The organism is Pseudomonas sp. D3-27 (assembly GCF_051132165.1).
In the GTDB taxonomy this organism is placed as follows: Bacteria; Pseudomonadota; Gammaproteobacteria; order Pseudomonadales; family Pseudomonadaceae; genus Aquipseudomonas.
In genome coordinates this window covers 4,420,642-4,442,593 of record NZ_CP071667.1, presented here as the reverse complement: position 1 = coordinate 4,442,593, position 21,952 = coordinate 4,420,642, and the positions used below count along the sequence as shown (strand labels likewise).

Sequence of the window (21,952 nt, the reverse complement as noted above, 5' to 3'; positions counted from 1 at the left end):
GTGTACAAGCTCTGTTTCTTCGTCCCGGCCAGCCACGTGGACGAGGTCAAAAGCGCCGTATTCGCTGCCGGTGGTGGGCGAATCGGCGACTATGACCACTGCGCCTGGCAAGTGCTGGGCCTGGGCCAGTTTCGCCCGTTGGACGGCAGCCAGCCGTTCATTGGCGAGGCGGGGCAGGTCGAGCAGGTCGAGGAATGGAAGGTTGAGCTTGTTGTCGCCGACGATCTGATTCGCCCCGTGGTGGAGGCATTGAGACAGAGCCATCCCTACGAGACACCGGCGTATGAGGTGTGGCGGTTGGAGGATTTCTGATCCTCCCCGTTTAAATGAAAAACCCGCTGATTGGATCAGCGGGTTTTTTATTGTGGCGAGGGGATTTATCCCCGCTGGGCTGCGCAGCAGCCCCAAATACTGATTCCCCGGTGTGTCAGGCAGATGGGGTTGCTGCTTAGGGGGCTGCTGCGCAGCCCAGCGGGGATAAATCCCCTCGCCACAGGGGCCAGACAGTCGGCGAAGGCCTAGGCTTTGACACCCGCCTGACGACTCGGCACCACCGCCTCCAACGCCCGCCACAACCCCGGCGCTTTCTCCCCCAGCAGCAAATGCCACACGCCATCCTCCAGCGAACTCACCCCCTGGCAACCCAGCGTCTTGAGCTGGCTTTCCGACAACCCCTTGCCATCGGCCAACCGCACGCGCAAACGGCTCATCGCCACGCAATCGAGCTGCAACACATTCCTGCCACCGCCCAGGGCATCGAGCCATTGCTGTGCTTCGGCCTCCGGGACAATTGTCGTTAAGGCCGGCTCGACCACCGCGTTCGCGGGCGTACTGACGGCCTGATCGGAAGAGGGCAACGCCAAGCGAATCTCATCGGCAATGCTATCGGCCATCGGCCCCACCACCACCTGCAAGCTGCCGCCATTGCCGGGGCGGACCACCGCCATGGCGCCAAGGGCCTTGAGCTGGGCGTCGCAGGCCTTGTTGCGATCCACCATGTCCAGGCGCAAGCGCGTGGTGCAGGCGCCGACGGTAATCAAGTTGTCGGCGCCACCCAGGGCCTGGATGTAGGCGGCGGCACGTTGGTTTTCGGCGATGATCGGCTTTTCGCCCATCGCCACGTCTTCACGTCCCGGCGTCTTCAGGTCAAAGCGGCGGATGCAGAAGTCGAACACCAGGAAATAGATCGCCCCATAGACCAGGCCCACCGGTACGACCAGCCACCCGTTGGTGGATTTGCCCCAGCCCAGGACCATGTCGATGAAACCGCCCGAGAAGGTAAAGCCCAGGTGAATATCCAACAGATTGGTCACCGCCATCGACAGGCCGGTGAGCAACGCATGGACCAGATACAGCAACGGCGCGAGGAACATGAACGCAAATTCGATCGGCTCGGTGACGCCGGTCAGGAACGAAGTCAGCGCCATCGACAACAGAATCCCACCCATGACCTTGCGCCGCTGGGGCAGGGCATTGCGGTACATTGCCAGGCACGCCGCGGGTAGACCAAAGAGCATCACCGGGAACATGCCGGTCATGAACTGGCCGCCCTTGGGGTCGCCGGCGAAATAACGGGTCAGGTCACCGGTGACGACGGCGCCGGTGGCCGGGTCAGTGAAGCTGCCGAAAATGAACCACGCCATGTTGTTGAGGATGTGGTGCAGGCCAGTGACGATCAGCAATCGATTGAACACACCGAAGACGAACGCGCCGAAGCTGCCGCTGGCCATCAACAGCTCGCCGAAGCTGTTGATGCCATGCTGGATCGGCGGCCAGATCAGGCCGAACACCACGCCAAGCCCCACCGCGCTGAAACCGGTGACAATCGGCACGAAGCGCCGTCCGCCAAAAAACGCCAGGTACTCCGGCAGCTTGATGTCCTTGAAGCGGTTGTACAGCCCGCCGGCCAACAACCCACTGACGATCCCGGCGAGCATGCCCATGTTGATCGTCGCGTCGAGCACCTTCAGTGTCGCGACCATTACCAGGTAGCCGATGGCCCCGGCCAGCCCGGCCGTACCGTTATTGTCCCGGGCGAAGCCCACGGCGATGCCGATGGCGAAGATCAGCGCCAGGTTGGCGAAGATCGCCTGGCCGGCATCGTGGATGATCGCGATGTTCAACAGGTCTGTGTCACCCAGGCGCAGCAGCAGGCCGGCAATCGGCAAAATCGCGATCGGCAGCATCAGCGCCCGGCCGAGGCGTTGCAGCCCTTCGATGAAATGCTGGTACATGGCGTCTCTCCTTTTATTGTTCTTCGACGGGTCTCAGCCCAGGGGCCAATGTTCATGACAGGCCTGGCGCACGGCGGCGGCGCTGGGCAGGTTCAGCAAGTCGGTACTGATGCGGCGGCACTGGGCGGCATCAAGGTGGCGTACGCGGTCCTTGATCTCGCCGACCTGCGGCGGGCTGACCGACAGCTCCCGTACACCCAGCCCGATCAGCACCGGCGTCGCCAGGGGATCGCAGGCCAGGGCCCCGCATACGCCAACCCAACGCCCGTGGCGTGCGGCGCCGGCGCAGGTCTGGGCGATCAGCCGCAACAGCGCGGGGTGCAAGGCATCGACGCGGGCGGCGAGGCCGGCGTGGTCGCGGTCCATGGCGAGGGTGTACTGGGAAAGGTCGTTGGTGCCGATGGACAGGAAGTCCGCATGCTCGGCCAGTTGCTCGGCGAGCAATGCGGCGGCTGGCACTTCGATCATCACGCCCACCTGCGGACGCTCCTCCAGGCCCATTTGCGCACCCAGGACGTCAATGCGCTGGCGAATGTGCAGCAGCTCGGCGACCTCGGTGACCATCGGCAACAGGATCCGGCAGCGATGCAACGGACGGATTTGCAACAGCGCGCGCAATTGTTGATCCAGCAGTTCCGGGCGCACCTGGCCCAAGCGAATGCCTCGCAGGCCGAGCACCGGATTGGCTTCGGCCGGAAGCGGCAGGTAGTCCAATTGCTTGTCGCCGCCGACGTCGATGGTGCGGATGATTACCGGCCTGTCGCCCATGGCATCGAGCACGGCTTGATAGGCCTGGCGCTGCTCTTGTTCGTCGGGGGCGGTGTGGCGGTCGACGAAAAGGAATTCAGTGCGCAGCAGACCAACGCCATCGGCGCCGTTGGCAAAGGCCTGGCCGGCTTCGGCGCTGGAGGCCACGTTGGCAGCGACTTCTATATCCACGCCATCGAGGGTTCGCGCCGGGGCGTGGGCGAGGGTTTGTTGCTGGGCCCGCAGCGCTGCGCGTTGGTTTTGTGCTTGCTGCACCTGGGCCAGGCGCTCGGCGCTTGGCGTGAGTTCGAGGCGGCCACCGTCGGCGTCCAGCACCACCGGTTGACCGGGCAACTGCTCCAGCAGTAAATCGCCCAACGCAACCAGGCAGGGCAGGCCTTTGCCGCGCGCCAGGATCGCCACGTGGGACGTCGCGCCGCCCTCGGCCATGCATACGCCTGCCACGCCCTGGGCGCTGAGTTGCAACAGGTCCGACGGGGTCAGTTCCTGCGCGACGACAATGGCGCCCGCCGGCACGTCGAATTGCCAGGCTTCGCCCAGCAGTGCCCGCAGGACCCGCTGGCGCAGGTCATGCAAATCATTGGCGCGCTCGGCCAGCAGCGTGCTTTGCAATTGCCGCAGCACTTGGCACTGTACGTCGATCGACCGGCTCCAGGCGTGGGCCGCCGCGCTCCCTTGCTCGATAGACAGGTACGCGGCATCCAACAGGGCCGGATCTTCCAGCAACGCCAAATGAGCGCTGAAGATCGCTTGCTCATCGACGTGGCGCCGGGCCTTGGCGTTTTCGAGTGTCAGCTGGATATCCTGACTGACTTGAGCCAGGGCATCGAGCAGTCGTTGGCGTTGTTCTTCGACATTGTGGCCGCCGGGATCTTTGGGTAATTGAATGCCATCCAATCGAACCAGCGGTCCGCTCGCCAGGCCGGGCGCGGCGCAGACGCCATGCAATACGCCTTCTTCGGCGGCGTGCCGGGTTGTCTGGACCTGCGGCGCCCTGCTGTGAGCCTCTTCGGCCAGAGCGGTGGACAAGCTCGCCAGCAGCGCTTGCAGCGCCGCTTCGGCATCGCTGCCGCGACAGCTGACATGCACTTCGGCCTGTTCGGTGATCGCCAGGCCCATCATGCCCATGACGCTGTCACAGGACGCCGACCGCCCCCCAAAGTGTAACTGCGAGCGGCTTTTGAATCCCCGTGCGGTCTGGCGAACCAAGGCCGCCGGCCGCGCATGCAAGCCGCCTCGATGGGCGATGCGAATCTGGCCGGACACTTCGATGCCGACTTCCAGGTCGTCAACCTGTCCTGCACCGGGCGCCCTGGGAACGACGTGCAACAGAGGTTCGCCGACCTTGACCCCTTTCAGGGTGATAGGCCGTGCCTGGAAATGTTCGCCATTGGTGATGACCAACAGGCTGACCAGGCTTTTGCAGCGCTGGGCCACTTTGTCCAGGTCGTAGCGCAGCAGCGCTTGCCCGTTGCTGACGCGCGTGCCTTCCTTGACCAGCATGAAAAAGCCGTCGCCCTGCAACTCGACGGTGTCCAGCCCCAGGTGCAGCAGCAATTCGGCGCCGTTGTCGGCCCGCAGGGTCACGGCGTGGCCGGTGCGAGCGACGTGGATCACCTCGCCGTCGCAGGGGGCGTAGAGGGTGTCGTTCAGCGGGTCGATGGCGATCCCGTCGCCCATGGCGCCGCTGGCGAATACGGCGTCCGGAACGTTGGTGAGGGTGAGCACCGGGCCGCTGAGCGGGGCGCTGAGGGTCAGCTCTTTATTGTTGTTGGGCATGGGCTCGCTCTCTGTGTAATTTCATGGGCCTTGCATGAACGCCGTCGGGTCAGTGGGTCCGGGTGACCTTGCTCAAATGCCGTGGTTTGTCCGGATCCAGGCCCCGGGCGAGGGCCAGCCGGGCAGCCATGCCATAAAAGCTCTGGATCGCCAGGATCGGGTCCAGGGCCGGGTGATCGGCGCGGGACAAGGTCAAGTCGCGCTCGACGATGTCATCGGGGGCCGCCAGCAGCACCCGGGCGCCGCGCTGGCGCATATCGGCGGCCAGACCCAACACGCCGGCCTGCTCGGCACCGCGCGGGGCGAACACCAACAGCGGGTAGTTTTCATCGATCAGCGCCATCGGGCCGTGGCGGACCTCGGCGCTGCTGAAGGCCTCGGCCTGGATCGCCGAGGTTTCCTTGAATTTGAGCGCCGCTTCCTGGGCGATGGCGAACCCGGCGCCACGGCCGATCACCATGAGCCGCTGGCAATCACGGAGCGTTTCGACGGCGGCGCCCCAGTCCTGGCCTGCGGCCTCGCGCAAACCTTCAGGCAGCGCAGCGCCGGCGTCGAGCAACTCGGCGTCATCCTTCCAGTGCGCCACCAAACGCGCGCTGGCGCTGAGGGTAGCGATGAAACTCTTGGTGGCGGCAACGCTGCTTTCGATGCCGGCGCACAACGGCACGCTGAATTCACAGGCCGCCTCCAGCGGAGAATCCTCTGCGTTGACCATCGCAACGCTCAACGCGCCGCGTTTGCGCAACAGGCGCAGGCTGTTGACCAGGTCCGGGCTCTGCCCCGACTGGGAGAACGCGAACGCCACCTGGCCACTGACCTTCAAAGGCGCCTGTTGCAGGGTCACCACCGACATCGGCAGCGACGCCACCGGCAAGCCCAATTGCTGCATGGTCAGGTAGGCGAAATAACTGGCAGCGTGGTCGGAACTGCCCCGAGCGATGGTCATCGCCACTTGCGGCGGTTGACGACGCAGGCGTCCGGCGATTTCCTCCAGCGTTGGGTCCAGCCGCTGCAGTTGGCGCTCGACGGCTTCGGCTGAGGCCTGGGCCTCTTCAAGCATTTTGCAAGTCAATGGCTTCTCCTTCGACCATCACGTCGATCAGGTTCAAGTTACGGTCGAGACGCACACAGTCGGCCCAGGCGCCGGGTTGCAGGCGTCCGCGCTCGGGCAGGCCGAGGTAGTCGGCGGGAAATTGCGACAGGCGTCGGGAAGCTTCGTCGATGGGCAGGCCGATTTTCACCAGGTTGCGCAGGGCCTGGTCCATGGTCAGGGTGCTGCCGGCCAGGGTGCCATCGGCCAGGCGCACGCCGCCCAGGCATTTGGTCACGGTGTGGCTGCCCAGCTTGTATTCGCCGTCGGGCATGCCAGCGGCGGCGGTGGAATCGGTGACGCAATACAGGCACGGGATCGAACGCAACGCCACGCGCATCGCACCGGGGTGCACGTGAAGCAAATCCGGGATCAGTTCGGCGTATTGCGCATGGGCCAGCGCCGCACCGACGATGCCGGGCTCGCGGTGATGCAGTGGGCTCATGGCGTTATACAAATGGGTAAAACTGCTGGCCCCGGCCGCGAGTGCCGCGACGCCTTCTTCATAGCTGCCGAGGGTATGGCCGATCTGCATGCGCACGCCGCGAGCGCTGAGGGCGCGAATCAACGCATCGTGACCGGCGATTTCCGGCGCAATGGTGATCACGCGGATCGGCGCCAGGGCCAGGTACGTTTCCACTTCGGCCATCAAGGCGGTGTGGGCGAAATTCGGTTGGGCGCCGAGTTTTCCGGGGTTGATGTAAGGGCCTTCCAGGTGAACACCGAGCACCCGTGCGCTGCCGCTGGGCCGCTGTTCGCAGAATTCACCGAGGGCCTTGAGTACGCGGATGATTTCTTCGCTCGGCGCCGTCATCGTCGTGGCGAGCAACGCCGTTGTGCCGAATCGCACATGGGTGCGGGCAATGGTTTCGAACGCCGCCGCGCCTTCCATGATGTCCTTGCCGCCACCGCCGTGCACATGCAGGTCGATGAAGCCGGGCAGCAGGTAGGGCTGGTCGTTGCTCGTCGGGTCGCAGGGCTGGCCTTCGATGGACACGACCCTGCCGCGTTCATGGATCAGGCGGCCGCGTATCCAGCCGTCGGCGGTGAGGATGTTGTTTTCGGACATGGGATTCTCGGGTCGTCTAGCGCCGCAACTCGGCGACGAAGTCGTAATAGTCGTTGCGGCAATAGGTGTCGGTGACTTCGATGGGCGTGTTGTCTTCCAGGTAGCCGACCCGCGTCATCAACAGCATCGCGGTGCCGGGGGCGATGCCCACCAGGGCGGCGAATTCGTCCGAGGCGTTGATGGCCTGGATGTGTTGCAGGGCGCGCACTACCGGTTTGCCGATGCTGTCGAGGAATTCATAAAGCGAATCGCCCACCGCCTGCGGCTTGGCAATGATCGATGCGGGCAGGGTGCTCATCTCGATGGCCATGACCGTGTCGTCGGCCTTGCGCAGCCGTTTGAGCCGGGCGACTTTGTCGGTGGGCGAGAGGCCCAGGCGTATCAATTCCTCATGGGTTGGCGGGGTGATCTCCCGCTCCAGCCATTGGGAGCCGGGCACAAAGCCTTTGAGCCGGAGCATCTCGCTGAAACCGCTAAGGCGTGAGAGCGGTTGTTCCAGGCGTGGGGTGATGAACGTACCCGAGCCTTGGTTGCGGCGGATCAGGCCTTGTTCGAACAGCACTTCCAGCGCCTTGCGCGCGGTGACCCGGGATATCCCCAATTGCTCGCTCAAGCTGCGCTCGGACGGCATCGCTTGTTCGGCTTTCCACTGGCCAGCGTGGATGGCGGCTTCCAGATTGCGGGCCAGTTGCAGGTAGAGCGGGGTGGGTTGGGTGTCGTCGGGGCGCAGGGTCTGGATATTCATTTGGGTGTCCGATGCGGTTTTTTGTGGGCGTTGTCGCTCGGTGGGTGGGGTGCAAGCTAATACCACTTGAATACCATGTCAACGCTGCTTTTCTAGGGCTGGCCTGTGTTTTCTGGGTATTCATTCGGGTGTTATTTAAGTGGTATTAGGGTGGTTTTTGTGGGGCGTGGAATTACAGCGTTGGGATGGGTTTTTTGTAGGTCAGTGGTATGCACGGAGGGCGGGTTGTGAAGTTTGATATTTATTTTTATGGCGACCGGTGGTAGTGCGTTTTGTGTGTATATCCGCCGGCACATCCAACATTCTCATTGACTGAGCCACCGCTATCGCGAGCAGGCTCGCTCCCACAGGGGAAACGCGAACACCCAGAACCAGGCCGCCTCGGGACGAGCCTTGATCTTCATCGCGAGCAAGCTCCCACAGTGGTTTCGTGTCGTTGACAAATATGCCAATCGACATCGAACCCTGTGGCGAGGGAGCTTGCTCCCGCTGGGCTGCGAAGCGGCCCTGAAACCTGACAGCGCGGTGTGTCAGGCAGATCGAGTTGACTACTTTGGGGTTGCTGCGCCCGAGGCGTCGGACCGTCCCAGCGGGAGCAAGCTCCCTCGCCACAAGAGCGCTTATCCACAGGAACTTCTTGCCGCAAGAAAATGGGCTACGGCCGAATCTCGATCATCGTCCCATCCGGCACAAGGTTCCACACCTCACGCATGTCCACATTGCGCATGGCGATGCAGCCGTCGGTCCAGTCCAGGGTGTGGAACAACTGCTCAGGGTTCTCCTCCGAGTCCGGCGTGCCATGAATCATGATCATGCCTCCCGGTTCCACGCCTTCGCGGCGGGCGCGGGCGGCGTCGCTGATGTTGGGGTAGGAGATGTGCATCGACAGGTAGAACCGGTCGCTGACCTTGCGCCAGTCGATCCAGTAAAAGCCTTCGGGGGTGCGCTTGTCGCCCTCGATCAACTTGGGGCCTTTCTTGGCGCCCTTGCCCAAGGAGATGCGATAGGTCTTGAGGGGCTTGCCGTCGTTGATCAATTGCAATTGATGGGCGGACTTGAGCACCAGGACTTTTTCGATGACTTTGCCGTTGTAGGTTCCCACGGCGGCGGCCTGGGACATGGCGGTGAACGACAAGCAGAACAGCACAAGCAACCAGCGCATTGAAACGATATCCCTAGAGGTGTCGCGGCTATATTGGATTTTCTAGGCTCTGTACGAAATGTATCCGCACTCGCCCATACTGCGTTGAAACGAGGCTCGGAATGCTCATGTACTCCAGTACACTGCGCCTCCTCGCCCCGTTTCGCCTTGTCTGGCCTTCGCGCGAACACATTTCGTACAGAGCCTACGTATTGGCAGGCTGAGTCAGCGGCGGAATCGACTCGGATCGCACCGGGTATTGCTCGGCCCGCCGGTCAGCGTAGAAGTATTCTAGGGTACGGCCCACGGTGCGGAAAGCCAGCTCGTTCCACGGGATGTCAGCTTCTTCGAACAGCTTCACTTCCAGGCTTTCGGGGCCCGCGGCGAAATCCTCGTCCACCAGCTCGGCGCGGAAGAACACATGCACCTGGCTGATGTGCGGAACGTCGATCAGCGTATAGATGCTCAGGTTTCGCACCCGGGCGCAGGCTTCCTCGGCGGTTTCGCGCACGGCGGCTTGCTCGACGGTTTCGCCGTTTTCCATGAAGCCCGCCGGCAAGGTCCAGTAACCACGCCGTGGCTCGATGGCGCGCCGGCACAACAGGACTTTACTGCCCCAGGTCGGTACACATCCGGCAACGATATTGGGGTTCTGGTAATGAATGGTGTGGCAGGTGTCGCAGACAAAACGCAGGCGCGAGTCGCCCTCGGGTATGCGCTGGGTCACCGGGTTACCGCACTGGCTGCAGAATTTCATGCTTGGATTCCTGAAGGCTGCGCCTATCTTGGCGTGTGCGGGCCGGTATCGGCAAGTTGTCGTTTCGCGACATGACGCGGTCCGGGGCTTGGGCCGCTTGCCTGATTGGTGCATGATGCTAGGCAGCGAATAAATCGAGAAGTCTCATGCTGGACGAGCTACTGCATCGAGTAAGCAACCATACGCCGCGCGATCTGGAGACCGATCGGCGTTTTCCTGAAGCGGCGGTGCTGGTGCCGATCACGCGCAGTGATGAACCGGAGCTGGTGCTGACCCTGCGCGCCAGCGGTCTCTCGACCCACGGCGGCGAAGTGGCGTTCCCCGGTGGACGTCGAGACCCGGAAGACCCCGACCTGATCTTCACCGCCCTGCGCGAAGCCGAAGAGGAAATTGGCCTGCCCCCCGGCCTGGTGGAGGTGATTGGTCCCCTCAGTCCACTGATCTCGTTGCACGGTATCAAGGTCACGCCTTACGTCGGCGTGATTCCGGATTACGTCGAATACCAGGCCAACGACGCCGAGATCGCCGCCGTGTTCAGCGTGCCGTTGGAATTTTTCCGCAAGGACCCGCGCGAGCACACCCACCGCATCGACTACCAGGGCCGCAGTTGGTACGTGCCCAGCTACCGTTTCGAGGGGTACAAGATCTGGGGGCTGACGGCGATCATGATCGTGGAGTTGGTCAACCTGCTGTACGACGCCGGCATCGACCTGCACACGCCGCCCAAGACTTTCATCAACACCTGATGCCCCGAGGATTCCCATGAAATACCGCTTGGGCGATGCCCGTGTCGAAACCCACCCACAGAGCTGGGTCGCGCCCAACGCCACGCTGGTGGGCAAGGTCCGCCTCGAAGAGGGCGCCAACGTCTGGTTCAACGCGGTGTTGCGTGGCGACAACGAATTGATCCTGATTGGCAAGGACAGCAACGTACAGGACGGCACGGTGATGCACACCGACATGGGTTATCCGCTGACCATCGGCACTGGCGTGACCATCGGCCACAACGCCATGCTTCACGGCTGCACAGTCGGGGACTACAGCCTGATCGGCATCAACGCGGTAATCCTCAACGGCGCGAAGATCGGCAAGAACTGCATCATCGGCGCCAACTCGCTGATCGGCGAAGGCAAGGAAATACCCGATGGTTCGCTGGTCATGGGCTCGCCGGGCAAGGTCGTGCGAGAACTGACCGAGGCCCAGAAAAAAATGCTCGAAGCCAGTGCGGCGCACTACGTTCACAACTCGCAGCGCTACGCACGCGACCTGATCGAGCAGGAACAATGAACACACCTGAACGCCCGATTCCGTCGCCCTGCGTAAACATCTGCTCGCTGGACGGTGACGACGTCTGCACCGGTTGCCAGCGCACCGTCTCCGAGATCACTCAATGGCGCAAGATGAGCAACGATGAACGGCGCAGCGTCCTGGCGTTGTGTCATGAACGGGCCAAGGCCAATGGATTGGTGTGGATGCTGCCGGCAAGGCGTTGATGTCCACTTGTGAATACAAAATCCCTGCGGAGAGGGAGCAAGGGCGTCTCACAAGGCTTTAATCGATCGTCGTCCCAACCACCGATCCAACCCCACCACCCCCAGCGCAATCCCGACAAACCCGGCCAACACGCCCCCGGCATTGATGAACACCTGTGGATAACCCAGGCTCGTCACGTCGATGAAAGGGTAGGGATAGGCCGCCAGCAGATCACCCCGTAGCAGGATGTAGGCGAAGTACACCAGCGGGTAAATCATCCACAGCCCGACGTGGCCCAGGCGCAACGTGCCTTTGGGCACCCAGAGCCCCCAATAGATGATGAACAGCACCGGCATGATGTCGTGCAGCAGTTCGTCGGCGATAAATTGCCAGCCTTCCGGTTGCCAGAGATGGCGCAGCAATACGTTATAGGCCAGGCCGACCAAGGCGATGCTCACCGCGATGCCGCTGCGTACCGCTGGACGCAGGAACCAACGCCTCACCGCTGATTCACGGCGGGTCACTTCCCAGGTCAATACCACGGCGGCCAAGGTATTGGTCAATACGGTGAAGAAACTGAAGAAGTTGACCAGGCCGCCCAACAGGCTCGCGCCCAGTTCCCATCGGCCCAGCAGGATCAGGTAGAGCTGAATGCTCAATCCCACCCAGCCGAGCAATGCCAGCATCGACACGAAACCGGTTCGCACGTTCATGGTTCAGATAGGCCGCTTGGTGCGCATCAACTTGACGTACAAGCGCTCGACTTTCTCCCGTGCCCATGGCGTCTTGCGCAGGAAGGTCAGGCTCGACTTGATGCTCGGGTCGCTCTTGAAGCAACGGATGTCGATGCGTTCCGCCAGGCCTGACCATTCGTAGTGCTGCACCAGGGCATTGAGGATCTGCTCCAGGGTCACGCCGTGCAGTGGGTTGTTGTTCGGTTCGGTCATGGCAAGCCTTGCATGATGAGCTGTGAAGCCGCGCACCTTAGCCGAGGCGCTCTGCGGGGGGAAGTGCCGCCGTTATCAGGGCTTGTGTCCCCGGCACACTGTTACCGAATTCGAGATGATCCATGTCAACAAAAGCGCTTTCGCTATTTGTAACAGAACATTATCCTTGCGCCGCTTGCTGAAACGCGTCTTCTGGCGTACCAGAGCCTCTGCGTCCAGCTACTCCTGTTGAAAGGTCTAAAGAATGCCGAATGTCGCGATCCTGAGAGACAGCGCTGTCTTGGTAAATTCCGGTGGGAACGAGCTTACTCACCATAGCGATTGCACATTCAACATTCGAGTCGACTGACACGCCTTGATCGCGAGCAAGTCCGTTCCTACAGCGACCGCGTCATCGAATTTGCCTTTTTCCAACTGAACCATGCCCCCTCAAGATCGTCATCTAAAGTGACTACTTGCGCGGGACTCTTTAAAACGTCACGGAGATACACACTATGAGCGCTGAGGGTGCTTTGAGTCGAAGCCGTCTGCTACCGAGCTTGCTCGGCATTCTGCTTCTATTGATGGGGCTGGCCTTGTTGGCCGGTGGGATCAAACTGAGCACGCTCGGCGGCTCGCTGTATTATCTGCTGGCGGGCATCGGCCTGGCGATTACTGGTGTACTGCTGATTCTGGCGCGCCGTGCAGCGCTGGGGATGTACGCGCTGGTTTTATTCGCCAGTACGGTGTGGGCGTTATGGGAAGTGGGCCTGGATTGGTGGCAATTGGTGCCGCGCCTGGCCATGCTGTTCGCCTTGGGCATCGTCATGCTGCTGCCGTGGTTCCGGCGCCCGTTGCTGACCGCCGATGCATCGCCGATGGGCACCCGAGCGCTGGGTGCGGCCGTTGTCATCGCGGGTATCGCCGCCCTCGCCAGCCAATTCACCAACCCTGGTGAGATCAAGGGCCAACTGGACCGCGACAGCGTACCGGGCGTGACCAACACCGCACCGGCCATGCCGGACGGGGATTGGAACTCCTACGGCCGCAGCGCCCATGGCGACCGTTATTCGCCACTGGCGCAGATCACCCCTGAAAACGTCAGCAAGCTGAAGGAAGCCTGGACGTTCCGCACCGGTGACCTGCCAGGGCCGAACGACCCAGGCGAGACCACCGCGGAAAATACCCCGCTGAAGGTCAACGGCATGCTTTATGTGTGCACGCCCCACAGCCAGGTCATCGCTCTGGAGCCAGAAACCGGCAAGGAAATCTGGCGCTTCGATCCGAAGCTTTCTACGCAGAACGCGGAAAACTTCAAGGGCTGGGCCCACATGACCTGCCGTGGCGTGAGCTATCACGATGACGCCGTCTACGCCTCGGCCGAGCAGAGCCCGACCGGCGCCGCCAGCACTACGCCGGCCAGCACCGTTTGCCCACGGCGGATCTTCCTGCCGACGGCCGACACCCGCCTGATCGCCCTCAACGCCGATACCGGCAAGATGTGCGAAGACTTCGGCGACAAAGGCCAGGTCGACTTGAGCGCCAACATCGGTGGTTTCACGGCCGGCGGTTACTACTCCACTTCGCCACCGGCGGTCACCCAGAATCTGGTCGTTATCGGCGGCCATGTCACCGATAACGTCTCCACCGACGAGCCAAGCGGCGTGATCCGCGCCTATGACGTGCACACCGGCAAGCTGGTGTGGAACTGGGACAGCGGCAACCCGGACGACACCACGCCGATTGCCGAAGGCCAGACCTACACCCGCAACTCGCCGAACATGTGGTCCATGTTCAGCGTCGATGAAAAACTCGGCATGCTTTACCTGCCGATGGGCAACCAGACCCCCGACCAGTTTGGTGGTTTCCGTACCCCTGAATCGGAAAAATACGCCGCTGGCCTGACCGCCCTGGACATCGCCACCGGCAAGGTGCGCTGGTACTTCCAGTTCACTCACCACGATCTGTGGGACATGGACGTTGGTGGTCAACCGACCCTGATGGACATGAAAACCGCCGATGGCGTGAAGCCGGCTGTGCTGGCATCGACCAAGCAGGGCAGCATCTATGTGCTGGACCGCAGCAACGGCCAGCCGATCGTGCCGATCAAGGAGGTCCCGGTGCCCCAAGGCGCGGTGGAAGGCGACTTCACCTCGCCGACCCAGCCGATGTCCGACCTGAACTTCGTGCCGCCGGTCCTCAAGGAGCGGGACATGTGGGGCGTCACGCCGTTCGACCAGATGCTGTGCCGGATCGACTTCAAGTCGCTGCGCTATGACGGTATGTTCACACCGCCTTCGTTGCAGGGCTCGATTGTTTATCCCGGCAACTTCGGTGTGTTCGACTGGGGCGGCATTTCTGTCGATCCGGTGCGCCAGATCGCCTTCGTCAACCCGAGCTACATGGCGTTCAAATCGAAGTTGGTACCGGCGGCGGAAGTGGCCGGTGGCCCGGGTCGCAAGAGCGAGACCGAAGGCGTGCAGCCAAACAAAGGCGCGCCATATGGCGTGATCCTCGAAGCCCTGCTCTCGCCCATGGGGCTGCCGTGTCAGGCGCCTGCGTGGGGTTATGTCGCGGCCGTGGACCTGACCAACAACAAAACCCTGTGGATGCACAAGAACGGCACGGTGCGCGACAGCTCGCCGGTTCCGATCCCGCTGAGCATGGGTGTTCCAAGCCTGGGCGGCACATTCACCACCGCCAGTGGCCTGGCATTCCTCAGCGGCACGCTTGACCAGTACCTGCGCGCTTATGACGTGAAGAACGGCAAGCAACTGTGGGAAGGCCGCCTGCCTGCTGGCGCTCAGACCACGCCGATGACCTACACCGGCAAGGACGGTAAGCAATACGTGCTGGTCGTTGCAGGGGGGCACGGTTCCCTGGGCACCAAGCAGGGTGACTATGTGATTGCCTACAAACTGCCGGATTAAGCCCTACCGGCGCTCATGAAAAAGGCGACACCCTTGCGGGTGTCGCCTTTTTTAATCCCTCGATTTCACGCTGGCTTTTGTGAACACGCCAAGCTTTGGCCTTTGTGAACACAACACGCTTTTGTGGCGAGGGGATTTATCCCCGCTGGGCTGCGCAGCAGCCCCAAAGCAGCAAACCCAATCTGCCTGACACCCCGAGTTGTTGGGTTTAGGGCTGCTGCGCAACCCAGCGGGGATAAATCCCCTCGCCACAGATAAATCCCTTCACCACAAGGACTGTGTTCAGCCCTGGGCTTTACAACTCGATCTTGACGGCCTGGGAAGCCCGGGTCGCCTTGGCGCGGGCGGCTTCGATGGATTCGTCGCGGGCCAGGGCCACGCCCAGGCGGCGCTGACCGTTGACTTCCGGCTTGCCGAACAGACGCAGCGCCGTGTCCGGCTCGCTCAGGGCGGCGCCGAGGTTGGCAAACGCGGTCTGGGTCGATTGGCCTTCCACGAGGATCACCGCCGAAGCCGATGGGCCGAACTGGCGGATCAACGGTATCGGCAGGCCGAGGATGGCCCGGGCGTGCAGGGCGAACTGAGACAGGTCCTGGGAGATCAGCGTGACCAGGCCGGTATCGTGGGGGCGCGGGGAGACTTCGCTGAACCACACTTGGTCGCCCTTGATGAACAGCTCGACGCCAAACAGGCCGCGGCCACCCAGGGCCTCGGTCACTGCCTTGGCGACGCGCTCGGATTCGGCCAGCGCCGCCGGGCTCATGGCCTGTGGCTGCCAGGATTCCTGGTAGTCGCCCTTTTCCTGACGGTGGCCGACCGGTGCGCAGAACGTGGTACCGCCGACATGGCGCACGGTGAGCAGGGTGATTTCGTAATCGAAATCGATGAAGCCTTCGATGATCACCCGGCCCTTGCCAGCGCGGCCGCCTTCCTGAGCGTAGTCCCAGGCTTTCTGCACGTCTTCAACGCCGCGCAGCAGGCTCTGGCCCTTGCCCGAGGAACTCATCACCGGCTTGACCACGCAGGGGAAACCCAGGGTCTCGACGGCCTTGCGGTAGTCTTCCACGGTGTCGGCGAAGAAATACGGGGAAGTCGGCAGGCCCAGCTCTTCGGCGGCCAGGCGACGGATGCCTTCACGGTTCATGGTCAGTTGCGCGGCGCGGGCCGTAGGAATCACCGTGAAACCTTCGGCTTCCAGCTCCACCAGGGTGGCGGTGGCGATGGCTTCGATCTCCGGCACGATGTAGTGCGGCTTCTCGGCCTCGATCACCGCACGCAGGGCGGCGCCGTCGAGCATGTTGATCACGTGGCTGCGATGGGCCACTTGCATCGCCGGCGCGTTGGCGTAGCGATCCACGGCAATCACTTCAACGCCCAGTCGCTGCAGTTCGATTACCACTTCCTTGCCCAGCTCACCGCTGCCACACAACAAAACGCGGGTCGCGGTGGGCGACAATGGAGTTCCGATACGGGTCATCTGAAGGTCCTCAAAACAGGAGCGGATCATCGGGGGCGCGCGCCGGGCGAGCTTCCCATGGAAGAAAGCGCGGCATTTTACATGAACCGCGTCAGCCGGCGACGGCCTGTTTGCGCAAACGCCAGGCCATGATCAGCCAGACGGCCGTGACCCCGGCGAATTTCGAGAGCAGGGCGGTGATTATCACTGCGGGCGTCAGGGCATCGATCAGGCCGAAGAAAATGAATGTGTCGAGAGGGATGCTCAGTGCCGAACTGATCCACAACCGGTCATGCAGCGGACGCTTGGTGACCGTGAACACCAGCCAGTCGATGCACTCGGAGACGGCAAACGCCGTGGCGCTGGCCAGGGCGATGGTTGGGTCGGAGGTGACGTAGGACAGCACCAGCGCCACCAGCATCGCCACGATGGCGCCATGGCCGAAGCGGGTCTGCACCATGTCCCGCAAGATAAACACCAGGCCCCCCCAGGCGGACCAGATGATGTCCAGGTGCGGCGCGGCTGAAAATGCGAAGTTGATCAGCACGACGCTGCCGATGTAGGCGATCAGGAAAAGCATGGGACCGGGTACCTGGTGGGGATGGAATGTCGGGTGAACCCTCAAGGACAACGAAGCCCCCTGTGGCGAGGGAGCTTGCTCCCGCTGGGCTGCGAAGCAGACCCAAAACCTGACAACTCGGTGGATCAGATAGATCGAGGTGACTGTTTTTTGGGGGGCTGCTGCGCAGCCAGCGGGAGCAAGCTCCCTCGCCACAAGGGCCATTAGTGTCAGAAGGTTACTTCAGCAGCAAGCCATCCCTCAATCTTCCCCACTGTCATCCAGCTTCCAATACCCCACGGCCTTCACAAAATCCTGGTCCAGGCCTTTCTCTTCCAGCAATACCTTACGGATCTGCCGGGACACCTTGCTCTCGGTCGCGACCCAGGCGTACAGCTTGCCGCCGGGCATTTCCAACTGCTGCACGGTACGTAGCAGGCTGTCCTGGCGCCCCTCACGCAATACCCAGATCACATGCACCTGCGCGGGGCTGTGGAGCACCTGCTGTTCGGCGCCATTTTCCACTTCCACCACCACCAAGGCCTTCCGGTTGGGGGCAAGGCCTTCGAGACGGCGAGCGATGGCGGGCAAGGCGGTTTCGTCGCCGATCAACAGGTAGCTGTCGAAGACGTCCGGCACAATCATCGACCCCCGTGGCCCGGCGATGTTGAGGTATTGGCCGGGCGCGGCCTGGGCCGCCCAGGTCGAAGCGGGGCCGTCGCCATGGAGCACGAAATCGATGTCCAGCTCCAGGGCGTCCAGGTCATAGCGGCGCGGGGTGTAGTCGCGCATTTCTGGCATCGGACCCTGTGCCTTGCCCGCGCCGGGCGCGAAGTTTTCCAGGGCTGCGTGTTCCTCGGCGTTCTGGGGGAACAACAGTTTTATGTGATCGTCGGTGCCCAGGCTGACGAACCCGGCCAGCTCCGGCCCGCCGACGGTAATGCGGCGCATGCGCGGTGTCAGGTCGACCACCCGCAGCACTTGCAGGCGGCGGCGTTTGATCTCGTGGCTGACGCGGTGGATGGTGTTTGGATCGACTCCAGTCATGCTTTTACTCCGAAACGGTTGGACGGTCAGGGCCGTCGACAATGGCTTTGGCGGTGTCGTTGAGCAGGTCGCGTACCCGCAGGATTTCATCCGGGCTCCAGCGGCCATGGTGCATTTGCAGGGCGTGGCGCAAGTTATGGACCGCTTCGTGGATTTCAGCGGGCCGATCCTGGCCGCGCAGCGAACGCTTGCTCACTTCGATGCGCATCCTTACGCCGTCGAGCGCCACGGCTTGCTCTTCAAGGGATAGACGTCCGGCATCGGTCACGCTGTAGCGTTTTTTCCCACCATCGGCGTCGCCGCTGATCATTTCGCTTTCTTCAAGGAACGTCAGCGTTGGGTAGATCACGCCGGGGCTGGGGCTGTAGGCGCCGTCGAACATGCTTTCGATCCGGCGGATCAGGTCATAGCCATGGCAGGGTTGTTCGGCAATCAGCGCCAATAACAGCAACTTCAAGTCCCCAGGAGCGAATACCCTGGGGCCACGGCCGCCGCGTTCGCGGCCTGGCGGGCGTTTGTCGAAGCCGTCGTGGGCGGCATGTTCGCGGTGGGGATGGAAATGCGGGTCTCTCATTTGTGTGTCCTCCAAGGTTCTTAAGATAGAACTTAAGATATATCTTTCTTTTGTGCACGCCTGTTTTCGATAAATCCGACGAGCAGCCGATTGTCCAACGGCGTGACGAGCACGCGTTGAGTGTGGGAATGGAGACGGGAATGTGTGGGATCCGGACGTCGCGTATCGCTCGTCCCTTAACGGCTCGTCACCAACGGCTGGCACTGGGTATGCGTGCCCGGTTGCAGGTACGGCGAGAGAAACGGCGCCATGCCTTTGAGCACCTGGACCGGCAAGGCGGAGGTGAACTTGAAGTTCTGCGCCGACACGCCGGGTACGTAAGCGGTGAGCGTGCCGAAATGGCTGTCACCGATGTAAAACACGAACGTCGCGGTGCGGTTGATGGACTTGGAGCTGATGACCCGCCCACCGGAGCCGACGGCTTCGATACGGTTGTCGCCGGTACCCGTCTTGCCACCCATGGCCAGTGGCGTGCCATCGGCCAGTTTGAAGCTGCCGGCCACCCGTTTCGCGGTGCCGGCATCCACCACTTGGGACAATGCACCGCGCAACGCACGGGCCACTTCGACCGGCATTACGCGCTTGCCGTTGTCCGGATCGCTGACCACTCGCGTTTCATAAGGCGTGTCGACGGCGAACTGCAGGCTGTCGACCCGCAGCGCAGGCTGGCGGACACCGTCGTTGAGAATCGTCCCCACCAGCTCCGCAAGCGCGGCGGGGCGATCCCCAGAGCTGCCGATCGCGGTGGCAAGGGACGGCACGAGATGGTCGAACGGGTAGCCGACCTTCTGCCAGCGTTGGTGAATATCCAGGAACGCTTCGATTTCGAGCATGGTGCGGATACGGCTGTCCCGAGCGCTCTTGTGCCGGCTTTTGAACAACCAGCTATAGACTTCCTGGCGCTCGAACCGGCTGGCCTTGACTATCTGGCTGAACTTAGCGTCGGGGTTGTTCAACAGATAGCCCATCAGCCACAGGTCCAACGGATGGACCTTGGCGATGAAGCCTTGGTCCGGCAGGTCATAGGCGCCGGGGCCGTAGCTCTGGTAGAGCCGTTCCAGGCGTTCATCGGTGAGTTTTTCAGCACTCTTGACCGACTTCAGATGAGCGCGCACGAAGCGGTTGAAGCTTTCCTGGCTGTCGCTGGGAAAGAAATAGCGGTGCACGGCGGCCAGGCGGATGGCGGTGGGGCGCATGCCGTCGAGGAAGGTCTCGAGGCGCTGGCCGGTGTCCTTTTTCTGGTACTTCTTCCAGAACCTGAGCAGGAACGAGGTGCCTTCGCGATCGGCGAACTGGGCGAGGTATTCCTGGCGACGCGGGTCTTTGTCGTCCTTGAGCAGTTCGGAACTGTTATTCGGGCCGGCGTAGGTGGCGTAGCGCACCAGGTCGCGCATCAGGCGAATGAAAGGCAGGTTGATGGATTCACGCAAGGCGTCGCGCAGCGTGGGGTTGCGACCGTCGTCCTCCTTGCGAAAGTTATGAAAAGTGTGCAGCCCGCCGCCGGTGAAAAACGCCTCGCCGGGGCTGGCTGAATATGTGCGGTCCAGCGCCGCTTCGAGCATTTTCGGCAGGCTGCGGTCGGTGTTTTCGATCAGGTAGTCCACGGCCCAGCGGGACAGGCGGTCCTGGTCGGCGACCTCGGTTTTTTTCAGGGCAGCCGGGGCCTGTTGCGCATAACGCTCGTGGAGTTCGGCGATGATCTGCAAGTACGTGGTCAGCACCCGCAACTTGGCGGTGGAGCCCAGTTCCAGTTTGCTGCCCTCATTGATGTCGAAGGGTTGGTCGGTGCTGTCGGTCTGGATGCGCACTCGCGAGCCGTCCGGGGTCAGTTCCAGCAAGGTGAAGCTGTAGCGCACCTGCGTGGTGCTGGTGGGGGTCAACAGGCGTTCTCCCATCAGGCCGATCTCGGCGGCGAATGCCGGGTCGGCCAATCGCTTGAGGTACTCGGTGGCCTGGGCCTGCAAATCGCTTTGCAACGTGCTGGTGGCGGAGAGGTCGAGGCGATCGAGGTCGTACAGCGGACGATTGAGCAGCGCGGCGATGCGACTGCGGGCGGCACTGATGCCCTTGTTGGTTTCGATAGGCTGGACGGTCGGGTCCTGGACCCAATCGCGGTAGCTGACCTTACTGGCCAGTGCGGCATCTGCCAGCGCGGCATCGATCACGCCGTTCTGGGCCAGCAGCCGGATGTGGCTGTCGGTGAGACGGGCGAGTTCGTCGTGCCCCTTCGAGAGATAGTGCGACGGGCGTCGCTGGGCGATCATCAACGACAACATTTCCCGCAGGGCCAGGCCTTTTTCCGCAAGGCTCTTGGGGTCGGTGGCGGTGCTGGACAATCGTTCGTTGGCCCGTCTGAAATCCGCGCCATACCAGACCCTCAGCCCTTCGGCCATGCCGTGGACCTCGCCATGCCCCGGCACGGCGGAAAGCGGCACGCTGTTGAGGTAGTCACGAATGACCCGTTGGCGGGCCTCGAGGGTTTGCGGGCCGGCCTGATAGGCGCGCACGCTGGCGGAAATCATCTGACGGATCTTCTCCGCGCCCGACACGGTCAGGCCCTCGGGGGAATGCCGGTATTTCTCCAACTGCGTCGCGAGCGTGCTGCCGCCGGCGGATTGCCCTGGCAGGCTCAACAATTTGGCGACCTGGGACCACGCCGCCATGCCGAAGCGTGGCCAGTCCACCGCGGGGTTGGCCAATGGTTGCTTGGGGTCGAGCAGGAAGCGGTTCTCGATAAACAAAAGGCTTTGCACCACGACAGGAGGAATGTCATCGAAACTGGCGTAAAGCTGTTGCGGATACTTGAACTGATAGACCGGCGCGGCGCGGCAATCGGTAATGGTCAAGCCAGCCTGGATCTTTTCCGCGTAGGGCACGAACAGGCCTTTGTCGACATAGTCCATCAAGGCCGGAGAAAAACGCGCCTGGGCCTCGATCACGTAGTCACGCTTGAGCAAACGAGGCAGGAATTCCCCCAGGGAGCTGTAGCCCAATCGCTGATCGAACGGGCCCGCACCGGGGTAGACGATGGCGTCGCTGGGGCCGGGTTGCACCGCATAGGTCAGGGACGCCGCGTATTTGCTGAGCTCCTGGGCCTGGAACCGGGACGTGCGCATCTCCTTGGCCACGGCCAGGCCGACCACCACCACGATAATCAGCAACAACAACCAGAACGCCCGCCAGCCATGCCGGGCGCGGCGAGTTTTTTTGGGTAAAGGCGCTTCTTCCATACGTTCAGTCGGGACCACAGGTTTATTCGAATCGGTTTGCCACAAAGCGCCCATAGTCGACTGATCCATTCACGCAGATTGATCGGACTTGCTTGAAGCTTAGACGGTGGTTGGCGTGGGGGAGGGGAAATTGTCGGCACTGTTTTTTCATGACCAATGACTCTCTTTTGTGGC

19 protein-coding genes are annotated in these 21,952 nt (G+C 62.4%); 5 read left to right on the top strand and 14 right to left on the bottom strand.

Annotated features, from left to right (window positions below; genetic code table 11):
- A complete protein-coding gene (locus J3P92_RS20115; RefSeq protein ID WP_434560437.1) occupies positions 1 to 312 on the top strand; it encodes an NGG1p interacting factor NIF3 in 312 nt (103 codons plus the stop codon).
- 206 nt (positions 313 to 518) lie between these two features.
- Here J3P92_RS20115 and nagE read toward each other — a convergent pair whose 3' ends face one another.
- From nagE to J3P92_RS20080, 7 genes are all read right to left on the bottom strand, one after another.
- Positions 519 to 2,234 (bottom strand): N-acetylglucosamine-specific PTS transporter subunit IIBC, encoded by a 1,716-nt coding sequence (nagE, locus tag J3P92_RS20110; RefSeq protein ID WP_434648818.1) that lies wholly within the window; start codon positions 2,232 to 2,234, stop codon positions 519 to 521.
- 33 nt (positions 2,235 to 2,267) lie between these two features.
- Positions 2,268 to 4,781: a phosphoenolpyruvate--protein phosphotransferase gene (gene ptsP, locus J3P92_RS20105; protein WP_434648816.1), complete on the bottom strand. Its 2,514-nt coding sequence runs from the start codon at positions 4,779 to 4,781 to the stop codon at positions 2,268 to 2,270.
- A 49-nt stretch (positions 4,782 to 4,830) separates the two neighbouring features.
- Entirely contained in the window at positions 4,831 to 5,853 is a 1,023-nt protein-coding gene (locus tag J3P92_RS20100) for an SIS domain-containing protein (RefSeq protein ID WP_434648814.1), read from the bottom strand.
- Complete coding sequence (gene nagA / locus J3P92_RS20095; RefSeq protein ID WP_434648812.1) at positions 5,834 to 6,940, bottom strand: N-acetylglucosamine-6-phosphate deacetylase; 1,107 nt, start codon at positions 6,938 to 6,940, stop codon at positions 5,834 to 5,836. Before nagA ends, J3P92_RS20100 begins: the two co-directional genes overlap by 20 nt.
- Before the next feature lie 16 nt (positions 6,941 to 6,956).
- The gene (locus J3P92_RS20090) at positions 6,957 to 7,685 is read right to left on the bottom strand and encodes a GntR family transcriptional regulator (RefSeq protein WP_420765351.1); all 729 of its coding nucleotides are present in this window, start codon (positions 7,683 to 7,685) and stop codon (positions 6,957 to 6,959) included.
- Positions 7,686 to 8,340: 655 nt separating this feature from the next.
- Positions 8,341 to 8,847 carry a L,D-transpeptidase family protein gene (locus tag J3P92_RS20085; protein ID WP_434560429.1) on the bottom strand — a complete coding sequence of 169 codons (507 nt, stop codon included), beginning with the start codon at positions 8,845 to 8,847 and terminating at the stop codon, positions 8,341 to 8,343.
- A 184-nt stretch (positions 8,848 to 9,031) separates the two neighbouring features.
- Positions 9,032 to 9,583, bottom strand: coding sequence for an NUDIX hydrolase (locus J3P92_RS20080; protein ID WP_434607565.1), 552 nt, complete (start codon positions 9,581 to 9,583; stop codon positions 9,032 to 9,034).
- A 146-nt stretch (positions 9,584 to 9,729) separates the two neighbouring features.
- Here J3P92_RS20080 and J3P92_RS20075 point away from each other — a divergent pair, with 146 nt between their 5' ends.
- From J3P92_RS20075 to J3P92_RS20065, 3 genes are read left to right on the top strand one after another with little or no spacing between them, the layout of a single operon-like run.
- Positions 9,730 to 10,329 (top strand): CoA pyrophosphatase, encoded by a 600-nt coding sequence (locus J3P92_RS20075; RefSeq protein WP_420765348.1) that lies wholly within the window; start codon positions 9,730 to 9,732, stop codon positions 10,327 to 10,329.
- Between the two features lie 16 nt (positions 10,330 to 10,345).
- Positions 10,346 to 10,870 (top strand): gamma carbonic anhydrase family protein, encoded by a 525-nt coding sequence (locus J3P92_RS20070; protein ID WP_420765347.1) that lies wholly within the window; start codon positions 10,346 to 10,348, stop codon positions 10,868 to 10,870.
- The gene (locus tag J3P92_RS20065; RefSeq protein ID WP_434648810.1) at positions 10,867 to 11,076 is read left to right on the top strand and encodes a DUF1289 domain-containing protein; all 210 of its coding nucleotides are present in this window, start codon (positions 10,867 to 10,869) and stop codon (positions 11,074 to 11,076) included. The genes J3P92_RS20070 and J3P92_RS20065 overlap by 4 nt, the downstream gene beginning before the upstream one ends.
- Positions 11,077 to 11,124: 48 nt before the next feature.
- Here the strand turns inward: J3P92_RS20065 and J3P92_RS20060 are convergent, their stop codons facing one another.
- A complete protein-coding gene (locus J3P92_RS20060; protein ID WP_434560425.1) occupies positions 11,125 to 11,769 on the bottom strand; it encodes a Pr6Pr family membrane protein in 645 nt (214 codons plus the stop codon).
- A 3-nt stretch (positions 11,770 to 11,772) separates the two neighbouring features.
- Complete coding sequence (locus J3P92_RS20055) at positions 11,773 to 12,003, bottom strand: VF530 family DNA-binding protein (protein ID WP_420765344.1); 231 nt, start codon at positions 12,001 to 12,003, stop codon at positions 11,773 to 11,775.
- 494 nt (positions 12,004 to 12,497) lie between these two features.
- Between J3P92_RS20055 and J3P92_RS20050 the strand changes: the two genes are divergently transcribed.
- On the top strand, positions 12,498 to 14,912 hold the full coding sequence (locus J3P92_RS20050) for a glucose/quinate/shikimate family membrane-bound PQQ-dependent dehydrogenase (RefSeq protein WP_434560423.1): 2,415 nt from the start codon (positions 12,498 to 12,500) through the stop codon (positions 14,910 to 14,912).
- A gap of 295 nt (positions 14,913 to 15,207) precedes the next feature.
- On the opposite strand, the gene purT is transcribed toward J3P92_RS20050, so the two are convergent.
- The 5 genes from purT to J3P92_RS20025 all read right to left on the bottom strand — a co-directional run bounded on the left by purT (position 15,208) and on the right by J3P92_RS20025 (position 21,832).
- Positions 15,208 to 16,389, bottom strand: coding sequence for a formate-dependent phosphoribosylglycinamide formyltransferase (purT, locus tag J3P92_RS20045; protein ID WP_434560421.1), 1,182 nt, complete (start codon positions 16,387 to 16,389; stop codon positions 15,208 to 15,210).
- 91 nt (positions 16,390 to 16,480) lie between these two features.
- Entirely contained in the window at positions 16,481 to 16,948 is a 468-nt protein-coding gene (locus J3P92_RS20040) for a VUT family protein (protein ID WP_420765341.1), read from the bottom strand.
- 240 nt (positions 16,949 to 17,188) lie between these two features.
- On the bottom strand, positions 17,189 to 17,974 hold the full coding sequence (locus J3P92_RS20035; protein ID WP_434648808.1) for a siderophore-interacting protein: 786 nt from the start codon (positions 17,972 to 17,974) through the stop codon (positions 17,189 to 17,191).
- A 4-nt stretch (positions 17,975 to 17,978) separates the two neighbouring features.
- Positions 17,979 to 18,548 (bottom strand): PadR family transcriptional regulator, encoded by a 570-nt coding sequence (locus J3P92_RS20030; protein WP_434648806.1) that lies wholly within the window; start codon positions 18,546 to 18,548, stop codon positions 17,979 to 17,981.
- Between the two features lie 176 nt (positions 18,549 to 18,724).
- On the bottom strand, positions 18,725 to 21,832 hold the full coding sequence (locus J3P92_RS20025; protein ID WP_434648804.1) for a transglycosylase domain-containing protein: 3,108 nt from the start codon (positions 21,830 to 21,832) through the stop codon (positions 18,725 to 18,727).
- Positions 21,833 to 21,952: the final 120 nt, after the last annotated feature.